This window comes from Actinacidiphila sp. bgisy144 (assembly GCF_057708105.1).
In genome coordinates, this window is sequence record NZ_JBYIRM010000037.1 from 48,166 (window position 1) to 62,275 (window position 14,110).

Genomic DNA, 14,110 nt, shown 5'->3' on the forward strand with positions numbered 1-14,110 from the left:
GTCAACTATAGGTTGACGCCTCCTCATCGTCAACCATCAGTTGACGATCACATCGCGGGTCCGGTCCTGACGGCCGGTTCGGCGCGGTGAGCCAGCCGTGGAAGAGCTGGTGCAGGGCCTGTGCGCCGACCAACGGCGCCGTCGGCAGCGGCAGTTCCACCGGGTGCAGCAGGAAGGGGTGGGTCTGCGGCCCGCCGAGGCCGCCGTGCGAACCGGCCTGCTCCTCGAAGGCGTGCACGGTGCCGGCCGCCTGGTCGCAGGCGGAGTTGACCATCAGGTCGGCGGTGTGCGGAAAGCCGTCCGTGCGCAGCACCGCCGCGGCCGCGCCCGGGCCGAACGGCGCCAGCGGGTCGGCGCCGGTCACCCGCCCGGTGGCCAGGTCGTGCGCGCCGCCCCGGCCGAGCACCACCGGGCCCCGTACGGCACTGCGCACCAGTACGAACCCGATCCCGGGGTGCGCGGTGAGCGTCGGCAGCAGGTCCGGGCAGCGCCGCTCCAGCTCCTCCAGCGTCGCCCGCCCGGCGATGTCGGGGAACGCCACCAGCCCCAGGTTCCCCGAGGCGAGCACCACCGGATCGGACGGCGGCCCCTCGCACTCCGCCTCCTCCGCCCGCCGGCCCCGCTCCGGGCGCCGCAGCGCGGTGCGCGCCGCCGTCCGCGCCTCGGCGCCGCCGCGGCGCCGCTCGGCCCGCCGGCCGCTCCTGCCGTGCGCCGGCAGCCCGCAGCCGGTCCGCACCAGCTCGCGCAGCCCCGTACCGTAGGCGCCCTCGAAGGTCTCGCCCGCGCTCTGGCCGTGGTCGGACAGCAGCACGATCCGGTACGGGCGCGGGGCGTAGCGGGCCGAGTCGGCGATCAGCCGCACCGAACGGTCCAGCCGGGCCAGCACCTTGCGGGCGTCGCGGCTGCGCGGACCGGAGTGGTGGGCGACCTCGTCGTAGGCGACCAGGTCGGCGTAGACCGCGGTGCGCCCGGCGAGCATGTCGCCGACGACGGCCGCCACCGCCACGTCCCGCTCGACGACCGTGGCGAAGGCGCGCAGCAGCGGGTACAGGCCGCCGCGCTTGATCCGCGGGCGGTCGCGCCGCAGCCGGGCCGCGGTGGACTCGCCTATCTCGCGGCCCACCTCGGCCGCGAAGGACCAGGCGGTGCGCACCGCGTTGGCCGGGTCGGAGAAGTAGGCGAAGTAACCCGACCGGGACCGGGTGAACTTCGCGCGCTGCGCCGCCACCGACATCACCAGCGCGGACTGCTCGGCGCCGCCGGTGAACAGGTTGCCGCGGCTGGCCCCGTCGTCGGCGAGCAGCCCGCCGCAGCCGGTGCGCCGCACCGCCCGCCGCTCCAGCTCCGCCGCGCTGGAGGGCCGGTTGCAGACCATGACCTGCCCGGTCTCCTTCTCGTACCAGCGGAAGGCGGGCACGTCGTGGTTGCTGCCGTGCAGGATCGCCAGCTGGCTGGCGCCGGTCTGGCTGCTCCAGTCCGTGCGCCAGCCGACGAGGTGGTGGGTGCGGTCCAGCCAGGAGGCGACGGTGGGCATCGCGGGCGGGCGGGCGGTGAGCGCGTCGCGCAGCACGTCGTGGCCGACACCGTCGAGTTGGAGGAAGACCGTGCCGGGCGTGGTCGGCAGCGGCGGGTCGCCGACGTGCCGCCGCCTGCGCCCGGCCAGCCGGGCCAGCCGGCGGCCGTAGGCGGCGTCGTCGCGCACGGCCAGCGCCGTACTCGTCGCCGAGGACGCCGCAGACATCACGGCGGCGATCACCACCGCGGTGGCCGGGGTGACCTCGCTGCGGCCGTGCGGGGTCAGGCTCAAAGCGACCAGCAGCAGCGAGCCGTTGAGGAAGAACACCAGCGCGCCCAGCACCAGCGCGGGCACCAGCAGCAGCGCGCGGACCAGCAGCGGCCACACCAGCGCGCTCAGCACGCCGAACGCGCCGGCCCCCAGCCCCGCGGTGACCGCGACCTGGGTGGGGCTGTCGCCACCGGGCGCCTCCAGCGTGAAGTCCGGCAGCACCGCGGCGAGTACGGCGAGCGTCGCCGAGGCGACCACCCACACCGCGAGCACACGGCCGACGGTCCGCACGGCGCTGCGCCTCGCGGCCCGTCTCCGACTCTCTCCCGGCTGAGGCACCCGACCAGACTGCCATATCCGCCGGTCTGCCCGGTTCGGGCCTGTGGACAACCGACGGCGGGCAGGTGGCGGCAGGTCTCATCAGGTGGCAGCACGTGGCAGAAGGCGGCAGCGGGCGTCATCGGGTGGCGGCGGGCGGGCCGGGGCGGCCAGGGCATACGCTCGAGGTCGGACGGCCCCGGCGGCGACGCCGGCACCGAAGAGGCGGGCGGACCCGCGGACGGCCGGGCCGGGTGGCCGGTCGGTGCCGTGAGCGGCGGGAAGGGCGTGGCGGCGTGGTGGTGGAGATCACATGGTGGGGGCACGCCACGGTGACCGTCCAGGACTCGGGCGTCCGGGTGCTCACCGACCCGCTGTTCGTACGGCGGTTGGCGCACCTGCGCCGGCGGCGCGGCGCACTGCCCACCCCCGCGGCCGCCCGGGCCGACGTGGTGCTGGTGTCCCATCTGCACGCCGACCACCTGCACGTCGGCTCGCTGGCGCGGCTCGCGCCGGGCACCACCGTGCTGCTGCCGCGCGGCGCGCGGGCCGCGGTGCCGGCGCTGCGGCGGGTACGGGACCGGCTGCGGCTGGTGGAGGTGGTGGCCGGCGAGGCGGTGGAGTTCGGCGGCCTGACGGTGCGCGCGGTGCCGGCCGCGCACGACGGGCGGCGGCTGCCGTACGGGCCGCAGCGCGCCGCGCCGCTCGGATACGTGGTGGCCGGGGAGGCGCGGACGTACTTCGCCGGGGACACCGGGCTGTTCGACGGGATGGCCGACGCGGTCGGACCGTGCGACATCGCGCTGCTGCCGGTGGGCGGTTGGGGGCCGTTCCTGGGCACCGGGCACCTGAACGCCGAGCGGGCGGCGCGCGCGCTGGCCGAACTGGGGCCGCGCACGGCGGTGCCGGTGCACTACGGCACCTACTGGCCGATCGGCATGGACGCGGTGCGGCCGCACGAGTTCCACGCGCCCGGTGCGGAGTTCGAGCGGTTCGCCGCCGAACTCGCGCCCGGGGTGGCGGTGCACCGCCCGGCGCACGGGCAGAGCGTGCGGGTCGCGGACCTGGGCCGGGCCGGGCAGGGGGCCGGCGGATGATGGGCCTGCTGGCCGCGGCGGCGGCGCATCCGGCCGCGCACCCGGCGGCGTCGCAGGGCACCCAGTCGGCGGTCGGCTACCCGTCGCTGTTCCTGCTGATCGTGCTCGGCTCGCTGGTGCCCGTGGTGCCGACCGGCGCGCTGGTGTCGGGAGCGGCGGTGGTCGCCTTCCACCAGACCGAACCGGTCGCGCTGGCCTTCGTCTTCGCGGTGGCGTCGGTCGCGGCGTTCCTCGGCGATGTGGCGCTGTACTGGCTGGGGCTGCGCGGGGTGCGGTCGCGCAACGGCTCGCGCTGGCTGCACCGGCTCCAGCGGCGCGCCGAACAGGGCACGCTGGAGCGGGCGGAGCGGCAGCTCGACCGGCACGGGGCGGCGGTGCTGGTGCTGTCCCGGCTGGTGCCGGCCGGGCGCATCCCGGTGATGGTGGCGTGCCTGCTGGCGCAGATGCCGCTGCGTCGCTTCGTGCGCGGCGACATCCCGGCGTGCCTGGCGTGGGCGGCGGCCTATCAGCTCATCGGGATACTCGGCGGGTCGCTCTTCGACAAGCCGTGGCAGGGTGTGGTGCTGGCGGTGGCGCTGACGATCCTGATCGCGGCCGGGCCCGCGGTCACCGGGCGGGTGCGGAAGGTCCGCCGGGCGGGTACGGCCGACCGGCCGGAGCAGCCGCGTACGGCGCCCTGACGCGCTGACGGCCCGGGGGTCAGGGCACCAGCACGCGGGACGCGCCGATCGGCAGGTCCCACAGCGCCTCGCGCGGCAGCCCGGCGGAGGTCCACGCGGCGCGCAGCCGGGTGAGCGGTTCGAGGGGCGGCTCGCCGGAGAGCAGGAACGTCGCCCAGTGCATCGGGGCCATCGCGGCCGCGCCGAGGTCGAGGTACGCCTGCACCGCCTCGTCGGGGTCGGTGTGCACCGGCCGCAGCATCCAGCGGGGCGTGTACGCGCCGATCGGCAGCAGCGCGAGGTCGATGCCGGGGTGCACCCGGGCGATCTCGGCGAAGTAGGCGCCGTATCCGGTGTCCCCGGCGAAGTACACGCGGTGCCCGTCGGCGTCGGTGAGCACCCACCCGCCCCATAGCGTCCGGCAGGTGTCGGTCAGGGTGCGGCGGCTCCAGTGGTGCGCGGGCACGAAGTCGAACCGCACCCCGCGCAGCCAGGTGCCCTCCCACCAGTCCAGTTCGGTGACGCGGTGGAAGCCGCGGCGCCTAAACCAGCTGCCGAGCCCGGCCGGCACGTAGCAGGGCGTGGAGCGCGGCAGCCGTTTGACGGTGGGCGCGTCGAGGTGGTCGTAGTGGTTGTGGCTGATGACGACCGCGTCGATCGGCGGGAGCGCCCGCCACGGCACGCCGACCGGGGTGATGCGGCGGGGGGTGCCGGGGATGCGGCGGGACCAGACGGGGTCGGTGAGCACCGTCAGCCCGCCGATCCGGACCACCCAGCTGGCGTGCCCGGCCCAGGTCACGCTGACCGTGCCGGGCCCGGCGGCGGGCAGCGGGGCGGGCGCGACCGGCAGGAGGGGCACGTCCTTGAGGGTGTGCGCGGGCGGGCGGGCCGCGCACTCGCGGACCAGCCGGGCGATGTCGCGGATGCCGGTCGCCGGGAGCGGTTCGGAGAGGCGGTCGACGAAAGTGGCCGGCCAGCGGCGGGGCCGGGCGGACGGCTCGGGCGCGTCGGCGGCGCGCGGCCGGCCGGAGGCGAGCCGGCCGCCGCTGCCGGGCGCGCCGTCCGGGCCGGGAGCGCTGTCGGGGCGGGGAGAGCCGTCCGGGCGGGGGGCGCCGGTGGCCGCGGGCGCGGTCGGGGCGGACGCGCGCTGGTCGCTCATCTGGGCTCCCTCGCTCCCCCGCCTGGCCGGAACGCTTCTGCCGAACGTATGTCAGGCCCCACCGCCCCGCGATCCGGTGTCGGCCGAACCGCTGACCGCGCCCAGGCCGGTCAGCGCGGTGAACGCGTCGGTCAGCGCGGCCAGTCCGGCCGCGACGTGCGGCACCGCGACCGGGTCGGCGGCGGCCAGCGCGGCGCGCCGCTCGTCCTCGGTGGCGCCGAGCAGCACCCCGGTGCCGATCCTGGCCCGCGGCTCCTGAGGGTCGTCGCCGAAGCGGTGGCCGCCGGGCACGGGACGGCCCAGCGCGCCGGTGAGGAACTCCTCCACCCGCCGGGCCGCCTCGGGGCCGGCCGGACCGGCCGTCGGGTAGAGCTGCCAGCCGGCGCGCGGCGGGCGGCAGGACGCCCCGGCCTCGGTGATCGCCCGGTACGCGGCCGCCGCCGTCCGCGCGTGCAGCAGGTTCGCGGCGGCGGCCCGGCCGGCAACCTCGGCCGGCTCGCCGAGCACGTACGCGGTCGCGGCGGCGACCGGCGCGGGCAGCACCGCCCGCAGGCCGGCCAGCACCTCCGCGGCGCGCCGCCGCCAGGACGTGCCGTGCGCGGTGCCGGGGAAGCGGGCCAGCGCGGCCGGGAAGTCCGCGGGCACCAGCGTCGCGCCGAGGTCGGTGAGCACCACCGTGTGCTCGGGCAGCATCTCGGCCGGGCTGAGCAGGACCGTCTCGCGGTGGTGCAGCGTGTCGGAGTACGTCTCGTCGGACACGATCAGCAGGCCCGCCTCCGCGGCGGCCTCGCACGTCTCGTGGAGCAGCTCGGGCGCGGTGACGGTGCCGGTCGGGTCGTCCGCGGCCGACAGCACCAGCAGCCGCGGGTCCGCGCCGCGCGCCCGGGCCCGCCGTACGGTCTCCAGCAGCGCGACCGGGTCGGGGACGCCGCCGCCCTCGGCGGCCGTGGGCACGGTGTGCACGCGGCGGCCGAGCAGCCGCGCCACCGGGGGCTGCCAGGCCGCGGCCGGGCGGGCCAGCACCGGGTCGCCCTCGCTCGCCGCGAGCACCGCGAGCAGCAGCTGCTCGGCGCCCGGCGCGGCCAGCAGGTGGGCCGCGCCGCCGGGCAGCGCGCGCCGCGCCCAGTACCCGTCGGCCGCGGCCAGCAGGTCCGGGCCGCCTCCGACCGGCTCCGTCCCGGCCGCCGCCGCGGCCACGCGCGCCGCCCAGTACCCGGGCACCGGCAGCCCCGGATCGGGTCTCGTCCCGTCGGCCCACGGCATCGCGCACCCTCCAGGCGTGGAAAACGGCCCCCCTGTGCCCCACCTTCCCCCGTTTCGGGGTTCACCGCCCGTCGGACGGCGGTCAGCCACCAGCCGGACGGCAGGTGCGGGCGGGCCGGGCCGGGGTAGCCGAGCCGCATGACGTATCCGTGGAAGGACTGGGACCGGGAACTGTTCGCCGCCGTGGCCGGGCGGCGCTGGCCGGGCGCGGAGCCCGTGCTGCCCCGGCTGAGCCGGCTGGCGAACCACGGGCGGCTGTGGTGCGGGCTGGCGGCGGGCATGGCGGCGGTGGGCGGGCCGAACGGCCGCAAGGCGGCGCTGCGCGGGATGGGCTCGCTGGCGCTGGCCTCGCTGGCGGTGAACACGGTGGGCAAGGGCGCGGTGCGCAGGGCGCGGCCGCTGCTGGACGCGGTGCCGGTGATCCGGCAGTTGCAGCGGCAGCCGGTCACGACGTCCTTCCCGTCCGGGCACGCCGCCTCCGCGGCGGCGTTCGCGGCTGGGGTGGCGGCGCAGTCCGGCGCGTGGGGCGCGGCGGTGGCGCCGGTCGCGGCGAGCGTGGCGTTCTCCCGCGTCTACACCGGCGTGCACTACCCGAGCGACGTGGTGGCCGGCGCCGCGCTGGGCGTCGGCGCGGCGCTGCTGGTACGCAGGCTGCTGCCGGTCCAGCGGCGGCCGTCGGCGGGAGCGCCCGCGCAAGCGCCGCGGCTGGCGGAGGGGCGGGGCCTGCACGTGGTGGCCAACACCGCGTCGGGCCCGCCGCCGCTGCTGACCACCCCGGCGCGGCGGATCGCCGCGGCGCTGCCCGGGGCGGCCGTCGCGGAGTGCACGGAGGACGACGACCTGGTCGAGCTGCTGGAGCGGGCGGCCGAGGCGGCGGTGCGGGACGGCGGCGCGCTGGGGGTGTGCGGCGGCGACGGCACCGTACGCGAGGCGGCCGCGGTCGCGCTGCGGCACCGGCTGCCGCTGGCGGTCTTCCCCGGCGGCACCCGCAACCACTTCGCCGCGGACCTGGGGCTGCTGTCGGTCGAGCTGACCGCGGCGGCGGTGCGCACCGGCCGGGCCTCGCGGGTGGACGTGGCCCGCAGCACCGGGGTGGACGGTGCGGCGGCGCCGTTCCTGAACACCTTCAGCATCGGCGCCTACCCGGACCTGGTACGGGTCAGGGAGCGCTGGTCGCGGCGGGTGGGCAGCTGGCCGGCGAGCGTGCTGGCGGCGGTGCACGTGCTGCGCACCTGCGAGCCGGTCGAGGTGGAGGTGAACGGGCGGCGGCGCTCGGTGTGGCTGCTCTTCGCGGGCAACTGCCGCTATGCCAGCTGGGGCCCGGCGCCGGTGCGGCGGCGGGAGCTGGCCGACGGGATGCTGGACGTGCGGATGGTGGACGGCGGGCCGTTCGCCCGGACCCGGATGCTGGGCGCCGCCCTGACCGGGGCGCTGACCTCGTCGCCGGTGTACACCGCGGTGGTCGTCCCGCGGCTGCGGGTGCGGGTGCCGGGCGAGGGGGTGCACCTGGCCTGCGACGGGGAGGTTGCGGCGGCTCCCGGGGAGGTGCTGCTCGACAAGGCGCCGCGGGGCCTGGTCGTCTACCGGGCCTGAGCCCAGCCGCGTACCGGGCCTGAGCGCAGCCGTGCCGGACGCGCTCGGTGCGGGTGCGGCCGCGCGGGCTCTGTGCGGGTAGGGGGCCGCGCGGTCCTGATGCGGGTACGGCCCCGGCGGGTGGAGCGCCGGGGCCGTAACCGCGGGGCTCAGTTCCCGGCGACGAGGCCGGCGAGCGCGCGCACGCCCTCCCCGGAGATGCTCAGGGCGTCCTCGTTGCCGGTGTCGATGGACAGGATCAGGTCGTCGGAGGGCCAGGCGCCGCTGAGAACGGCGAGCTGGACCAGCCGGTAGCGGCGGGTGGCGGGCAGCGCCTCGGCCATCCGGGTCTCCGAGGTGAAGACCGGGACGAGCTGGCGGCCGTCCTCCTGCTCGTAGACCGGCAGCTGGATCTCGCGGGGCGGTTCTGCCGCCTCCGCGCCGGCCGGCGGCGGCTGCTCCTCGGCGCCGGGCACCGGCAGCAGCACCTCGCTGACCGCGAGGGTGCTCAGGGCGATCACGTTCTCGCTGCCGTGCGAGATCTCGTGCAGGGCCCGCTGGGCCGGGGGCAGGGCGCCGTTGGGGTTCATGTCGGTCATCGTCGTGCTTCCTCTCGCCGCGTCCGCGCTCGGTGTCTGCAAGTGGCTGAACCCGGCGCGTACCCAGCCGGGGGCGGAGCATGCCGACCGTGCGCGGAAACACCCGAAGGGCCGGATCGCCGGCCCGGCCCTTCGGGGGCGTGCCCTCACTCGTACTCGGTGCCGCCCTCGCGGGTCAGGTAGGCGTCGCCGACGACCTTGGCGACGGCCCGGCCACCGACGTCGGGGCTGTACTTGCCGTCGGCGGTGCGGACCACCACACCCTCGCGGATGTGCAGGCCGCGGCCGGAGACCGTCTCGGGACCCGCGGCCAGCGCGAGCACCCGGTCGAGTTCGAACGGGCCGTGGAACAGCCTCGGTACGACCGGCAGTTCGCCCGCCGTCAGGTCGGCCGGGTCATGCCAGCTGAGCTGCCCGCCGGCATCCGCGCACACGTCGAACGCGGCGAAGGCGGGACATCCGGTGCCCGCGTGCGCGCCGTAGTCGAGGTCCTGCACCCCCTTGCCGTAGACCTCGCCATAGATCCCGATCCGGTCCGCGCCCAGCCGGGCGGCCAGTGCGGCGGCCACGGCCGGCAGGTTGTGCCCGCGCACCGCGCGCCAGTAGAGGTTGCCGTCCGCCTCGCGCAGCGCGAGGCCGCGGGCGCCCAGGCCCTTGGAGGTGACCTGCACGCTGCCCGAGGCGGCGTGGTAGGTCAGGCAGCAGGCGGTGCCGTGCACCTTCTCGGTGACGGTGACCAGGTCGCCGGGGGCGAAGACGCCCGGGTAGCGCTTGAGGTTCTCGATGTCGGTCCACGGCAGCAGGTCGGGCGCGGCGTCCACGTCGCCGCTCATCGAGACCGGCACCGGCGGCGTCCACTTGACGACGCCCAACGCGTCGGCGAAGTCCGTGCCGTCGGCCGCGGCGCGCGCCAGGTCGACACCGTCGAGGGCGCCCGGCCGGCAGACGATGCCCTGCGAGAGCTCGCCGCGCAGCCGCACCGCCCGCACCCGGTTCCTCCCCGACCCGGCCAGCCGCCCGGTCAGGCCGAGTTCGTCGACGAGCGGACCGGGCAGCACCGCCTGCTCGGGTATGTAGACCGCGAACTCCCCTGTGCGGTAGGCCCCCTTGGCGACCACCGCGCGGTACAGGCCCACCTGTGCGAGCTCCAGCGCGTCGGCGTTCGGGTGGTCGAGGACGGTCAGCCGCTCGGCGGTGACGCGCAGGGTGGACATGGTGGTGCCCCCTTCGGTGTCCACGGGAACGCGGGCCGAGCCCCGGCCCGCGCCCCAACTCTGCGGGGCGCGGCGGGACTTGGGCCAACGGTTTTCCGTTCCGGCCCGGGCCGTGGCCACGAGGCGCCGGGCAGGCGCTCGCGGCGGGAGGCAGCGGGCGCAAGCCGCCTGCGGTCGGGGCGGGAGTTGTGCCGGGCGCCCGGGACGTCCAGGGTTTCAGCCATGCGATACATCATGATCGGCGCGGGCGCGATCGGCGGCGCCATCGGCGGACGGCTCTTCGACAGCGGCCACGAGGTGGTGCTCGTGGCCCGCGGCGCGCACCTGGCGGCCGTCCGCGCGCACGGACTGCGGCTCGAACTGGCCGACGGAGAGCGGAGGTTGCCGATCCCTGCGGTCCAGGGCCCGGCCGAGCTGACCGCGCGGGACGACGACGTGCTCGTGCTCGGCGTCAAGACCCAGGACACCCCCGCCGTCCTGGAGACCTGGGGCGCGTACGGCGAGGGCACGGCGGGCGGCGGCCCGGGCGCCGGGCCCGCCGTGGTGTGCGCGCAGAACGGCGTGGAGAACGAGCGCTTGGCGCTGCGCCGGTTCGGCCGTGTCTACGGCGCGTGCGTCTGGCTGCCCGCGACGTTCCTCGAACCGGGCGTGGTCAGCGCGCTGTGCGCACCGCTGACCGGGATGCTGCACCTGGGCCGCTACCCCTCGGGCAGCGACGCGACCGTACGGGCGATCGCCGCCGACCTGACGGCCGCGGGCTTCGCGGCACCGGTCACCGAGGACGTGATGGCCTGGAAGTACGCCAAGCTGCTGTCGAACCTCGGCAACGCGGTGGACGCGGTGCTCGGCTCCGGCGCCGGCCAGGACGCGGGCCGCGAGCTGACCGCGCGGGCCCGGGCCGAGGGCGCGGCGGTCCTGGCCGCGGCGGGGATCGCGTACATCGGCACCGAGCAGCAGGCGCGCACCCGCGGGGACCGGGTGGAGTCCCCTTCGGCCAAGCCCAGTTCGACCTGGCAGAGCCTGGCGCGCGGCACCGGGTCGATCGAGTCGGACTACCTCAACGGCGAGATCGTGCTGCTCGGCCGCCGCTTCGGGGTGCCCGTGCCGGTCAACGAGGCGCTCCAGCACGCCGCGAACCGCGCCGCCCGGGAGCGCCGCGCCCCCGGCGAGCTGACCGCCCAGGAGCGGGCGGCCCTGCTCACCGCGGGCGGCTGACCGGGCCGCCCGCCGTCAGCGGTGGGCGGCCGGCGGCTCCTGCGGGCGCATCCGGAAGTCGTACGCGGCCGGCAGCGGGTGCTCGCGGCGGGCCCGGGCGCGCGCGTCCTGCGGGGCGCTGTCGTCGGCGGCGGCGTCGTCGGCGAGCAGCGCCTCGGCGACCGCGTACCAGGTGTCGCTGAGCACTTCGTCGCCCTCGGCGAGGTCGTCGACGGCCACGCCCTCGTCGAGCAGGGCGCGGGCCCGGCCCGGGTCGCCCTGGGCAAGCGCGGTACGGGCCCGCAGCAGCCGCACCCGCCCGCCTTCCAGCGGCGCGGGCGCGGCCTGCCCGTCGGGGCCGGGGACCGGGCGGTCCAGGATGCGCGCGGCGTCCTCGGCGCGGGAGGCGGCGAGCAGCACCGGCACGGCCTCCAGCGCGTAGGCGCGCAGGGCGGTGTGCGCGGAGGGCCAGCCGGAGTCGGCGAGGGCGTCGGCCAGCGCGTCGTACCCGGCCGCGTACCGCTGCGCGGCCTGCTCGGTCCGGTCGGCGGCGGCGTCGGCGACGGCCAGGGCGCGCAGCGTCCACGGGGAGGGGTGCGCGGCGAGCGAGCGCTCCCAGCTGCGGACGGCCTGGGCGCGGTCGCCGGCGGCCCACTGCGCGATGCCGAGGTGGTAGTCGCGGTACCACTCGTTGCCGGGGTAGGTGTCGGCGGCTTCCAGCAGCTCGCGCCAGTCGGGCGAGACCAGGGTGGGGCCGGGCACGGGGTCGGCGGTGGGGCGGGGGAAGACGCCGGACAGGAGCAGTTCGAGCCAGGGCTGCTGGGCGGTACCGAGGGTGGCGGGCGGGAACGGGGTGCCGGGCAGCGGGTGGCGGCCGCGCTCGACTTCGAGGGCGCCCCAGCCGGAGCCGGTGGCCAGCACGTCGGCGGGGTCGGGGTCGGTGTCGGCGCGGGTGAGCCAGGCGGTGCGGGCGGCGTCCAGGGCGGCCCGGGGCAGGGCCTCCTCCAGGGCGGTGGCGGCGGCCGCGCGGGCGGCGGGCCAGTCGGCGCCGTGCACGTGTGCCGGGTCGGCGGCGAGCGGCCCGTACGCCTCCAGCCAGCTCACCTCGGACTCGGCGGCCATCGGCAGGTGTTCGAGCTGGGTGCGGGCCAGGCCGGCCTGGATCTCCAGGTAGCCGCCGGTGCCGGGCTCGGTGAGCCACTCCTGCCAGCGGCGGCCGCCGCGGCCGCGGCCCCAGCGGAACAGCTTGCGCCCGCGCAGCCGGTCGGTCGACGTCTGCACCAGGCCGCGGCCCTGCCCGTCGAGCGCGGCGATCCAGCGGCGGTCCTCGTCCGCGAGGTCGAAGAAGTGGTCGGCGGCGTGCTCGAACCGGGTCGGGTAGGTGAGGTCGGCGCTGTCCGGCGCGCCCGGGCCGCCGGGGGCTTCGTGGGCGCGCGGCACCGGCACGCGGGTGAGGGCGCGGTGGTAGTCGAACTGCCAGGCCGCGTCCGCCGGAACCAGCACCCGGGTGTCGGGGGTCTCGGGTACGGCCGTGTTGGACCACCAGTACAGCGGCACGGTCCGGTCGTGCGGATTGCGGACCCGCACGCCGACGTAGAGGAAGTCCGAGCCGGCCGGCAGCCACAGGTCGACCTGGAACGGCAGGTCGCGCAGCCGCTCCCACTCCCACAGCCGCAGCATCTCGCCGCCGTCGGGCGCGGTGACCCGGGCGGCGTGCAGCGGCGCGCAGGTGTGGGCGGCGTGCCCGGTGGCGCCGAGGTTCCACTCCACGCCGCCGGAGAACCAGGCGCCGGCCAGCGCGAAGTCCGCGGGCTGGAACACCGGGTTGCGGTAGAGCAGTTCGCGGCCGGTGGGCTTGTGCAGCAGCGAGTACAGCCGGCCGCCGAGCCCGGGCAGCACGGTGGCGCGCAACCGGTCGTTCTCGACGACGAGGGCGTCGAGTTCGACCGGCGCCCGGTCCCGGCCGTACCCGTCGAGGACCCGCACCGGCAGCACGGTGCGCAGCGGGGCGTAGCCGATCTGCCGGGCCATGTCCGGGGGCAGCGCCTGGCGCTGCTCGGGGTCGAGGCGGTGCGGTTGGCCGCGCTCGCCGAGCGCGGGCAGCGGGTTCTCCGGGCCCAGCGGGGCGGCGGGGATGCGCACGGTGGCGCGCCGCACGGTCGTCGCGGTCGTATCGGTCGTCACGGTCGTCGCGGTCCTGGCCAAGGCCACCTCATCCGGGCGCGGGCGGCCGCCTTCCGCACGGCGGCCGTGTGACGACCATGGAACATCCTCAGCGGCCCGCTGAACAGAGCCCGCACCGTACAGTCTTGGGCAAATCTGCCGCAATGCCGGTAAAACGCTCCGATCCCCGGACCCGCCCCCGCTGTCGCCGCCCGCTGCTACAACGGTGCCCATGACGCCCTTCCACATCCCTCCCGCCGGGGACTTCCCGGTGCTGCGCTTCTCCGACTGGCTGGAACTGGTGGCGGACCGGTCGGCCGCGCTGCGGAAGGCGGCGGAGGCCGCCGACGCGCGGGCCCGGGTGCCGGGGTGCCCGGACTGGACGGTCCACGACCTGGTGGCACACGTCGGGCAGGTGCAGCGCTTCTGGGCGGCGGCCGTCACCGCGGGGCCGGCCACCCGCCCGCCGGACCCGCACCCCGACCCGACCACGGACCCGTCCTCGGACCCGGCCTCGGCCCGAGACGGCGCCCTCCTCCCGCCCGGCGAGCTCTCGGCGTGGTCGGCCCGCGCCACCGCCACGCTGCTGGACGCGCTGCGGGCGGCCGGCCCGGACCGGGAGTGCTGGACGTGGTGGGCGGCGCCGGGGCGCCCGGCGACGGCCGGCACCGTCGCCCGCCACCAGGTGCAGGAGGCCGCCGTGCACGCCCGCGACGCGCAGGACGCCGCCGGCGCCCCCGCACCGCTGCCCCCGGCCCTGGCGTTGGACGCGGTGGACGAACTCCTCCAGGTCGGCTTCGGCACCATGGACGGCTGGCCGCACGCCCCCGCCCGCGTCGCCCTCGTCTCCACCGAGGGCCCGGCCTGGACCCTGATCCTCGACGCCACCGGCGCCTCCGCGGTCCGGGTCGGCCCGGGCGACGGGCCCGCACCCGACGCCTGCCTCACCGGGTCCGCCGGGGAGTTGCTGCTCTGCCTCTACCGGCGGGTCCCGTGGAACAGCGGCACCCTCCGGGTCTCCGGCGACCCCGCGCCGGTCCGCCAACTGGCGGTCTGGTCGCCGCTGGATTGAGCACGTACCGTCCT

General features: G+C 77.5%; 11 protein-coding genes. 5 read left to right on the forward strand and 6 right to left on the reverse strand.

Translation table 11 applies throughout. The annotated features are described in order from the left end of the window. Window position 1: 1 nt before the first annotated feature. Entirely contained in the window at window positions 2-2,077 is a 2,076-nt protein-coding gene (locus AC3EVP_RS31335) for a phage holin family protein (protein WP_435135763.1), read from the reverse strand. 323 nt (window positions 2,078-2,400) lie between these two features. Here AC3EVP_RS31335 and AC3EVP_RS31340 point away from each other — a divergent pair, with 323 nt between their 5' ends. Then, window positions 2,401-3,201: an MBL fold metallo-hydrolase gene (locus tag AC3EVP_RS31340; RefSeq protein WP_435135765.1), complete on the forward strand. Its 801-nt coding sequence runs from the start codon at window positions 2,401-2,403 to the stop codon at window positions 3,199-3,201. Then, window positions 3,201-3,881, forward strand: a complete 681-nt coding sequence (locus AC3EVP_RS31345) for a DedA family protein (protein ID WP_335978838.1) — start codon at window positions 3,201-3,203, stop codon at window positions 3,879-3,881. Before AC3EVP_RS31340 ends, AC3EVP_RS31345 begins: the two co-directional genes overlap by 1 nt. 19 nt (window positions 3,882-3,900) lie before the next feature. On the opposite strand, the gene AC3EVP_RS31350 is transcribed toward AC3EVP_RS31345, so the two are convergent. Next, window positions 3,901-5,019 (reverse strand): MBL fold metallo-hydrolase, encoded by a 1,119-nt coding sequence (locus tag AC3EVP_RS31350; protein ID WP_435135767.1) that lies wholly within the window; start codon window positions 5,017-5,019, stop codon window positions 3,901-3,903. Between the two features lie 51 nt (window positions 5,020-5,070). Beyond that, a complete protein-coding gene (locus AC3EVP_RS31355) occupies window positions 5,071-6,282 on the reverse strand; it encodes an aminotransferase class I/II-fold pyridoxal phosphate-dependent enzyme (RefSeq protein WP_435135769.1) in 1,212 nt (403 codons plus the stop codon). A gap of 138 nt (window positions 6,283-6,420) precedes the next feature. On the opposite strand from AC3EVP_RS31355, the gene AC3EVP_RS31360 reads away from it, so the two are divergent. Beyond that, entirely contained in the window at window positions 6,421-7,875 is a 1,455-nt protein-coding gene (locus AC3EVP_RS31360; protein ID WP_435135771.1) for a bifunctional phosphatase PAP2/diacylglycerol kinase family protein, read from the forward strand. Window positions 7,876-8,024: 149 nt separating this feature from the next. Here AC3EVP_RS31360 and AC3EVP_RS31365 read toward each other — a convergent pair whose 3' ends face one another. Both AC3EVP_RS31365 and AC3EVP_RS31370 read right to left on the reverse strand, forming a co-directional pair. Beyond that, a complete protein-coding gene (locus AC3EVP_RS31365) occupies window positions 8,025-8,453 on the reverse strand; it encodes an SseB family protein (protein WP_335978691.1) in 429 nt (142 codons plus the stop codon). Between the two features lie 146 nt (window positions 8,454-8,599). After that, window positions 8,600-9,667, reverse strand: coding sequence for an RNA ligase (ATP) (locus AC3EVP_RS31370; protein WP_435135773.1), 1,068 nt, complete (start codon window positions 9,665-9,667; stop codon window positions 8,600-8,602). Window positions 9,668-9,889: 222 nt separating this feature from the next. Here AC3EVP_RS31370 and AC3EVP_RS31375 point away from each other — a divergent pair, with 222 nt between their 5' ends. Next, window positions 9,890-10,882, forward strand: coding sequence for a ketopantoate reductase family protein (locus tag AC3EVP_RS31375; protein WP_435135775.1), 993 nt, complete (start codon window positions 9,890-9,892; stop codon window positions 10,880-10,882). 15 nt (window positions 10,883-10,897) lie between these two features. Here AC3EVP_RS31375 and AC3EVP_RS31380 read toward each other — a convergent pair whose 3' ends face one another. Further along, window positions 10,898-13,045, reverse strand: coding sequence for a DUF5107 domain-containing protein (locus tag AC3EVP_RS31380; RefSeq protein WP_435135777.1), 2,148 nt, complete (start codon window positions 13,043-13,045; stop codon window positions 10,898-10,900). Between the two features lie 211 nt (window positions 13,046-13,256). Here AC3EVP_RS31380 and AC3EVP_RS31385 point away from each other — a divergent pair, with 211 nt between their 5' ends. Next, complete coding sequence (locus tag AC3EVP_RS31385) at window positions 13,257-14,096, forward strand: maleylpyruvate isomerase N-terminal domain-containing protein (protein ID WP_435135779.1); 840 nt, start codon at window positions 13,257-13,259, stop codon at window positions 14,094-14,096. The last annotated feature ends 14 nt before the right edge of the window (window positions 14,097-14,110 follow it).

Bases quoted from the DNA above. Each gene is read 5' to 3' on its own strand.
- AC3EVP_RS31370 (WP_435135773.1), bottom strand. From the start codon at position 9,667: ATGTCCACCCTGCGCGTCACCGCCGAGCGGCTGACCGTCCTCGACCAC.
- AC3EVP_RS31345 (WP_335978838.1), top strand. From the start codon at position 3,201: ATGGGCCTGCTGGCCGCGGCGGCGGCGCATCCGGCCGCGCACCCGGCG.
- AC3EVP_RS31355 (WP_435135769.1), bottom strand. From the start codon at position 6,282: ATGCCGTGGGCCGACGGGACGAGACCCGATCCGGGGCTGCCGGTGCCC.
- AC3EVP_RS31385 (WP_435135779.1), top strand. From the start codon at position 13,257: ATGACGCCCTTCCACATCCCTCCCGCCGGGGACTTCCCGGTGCTGCGC.
- AC3EVP_RS31350 (WP_435135767.1), bottom strand. From the start codon at position 5,019: ATGAGCGACCAGCGCGCGTCCGCCCCGACCGCGCCCGCGGCCACCGGC.
- AC3EVP_RS31360 (WP_435135771.1), top strand. From the start codon at position 6,421: ATGACGTATCCGTGGAAGGACTGGGACCGGGAACTGTTCGCCGCCGTG.
- AC3EVP_RS31365 (WP_335978691.1), bottom strand. From the start codon at position 8,453: ATGACCGACATGAACCCCAACGGCGCCCTGCCCCCGGCCCAGCGGGCC.
- AC3EVP_RS31375 (WP_435135775.1), top strand. From the start codon at position 9,890: ATGCGATACATCATGATCGGCGCGGGCGCGATCGGCGGCGCCATCGGC.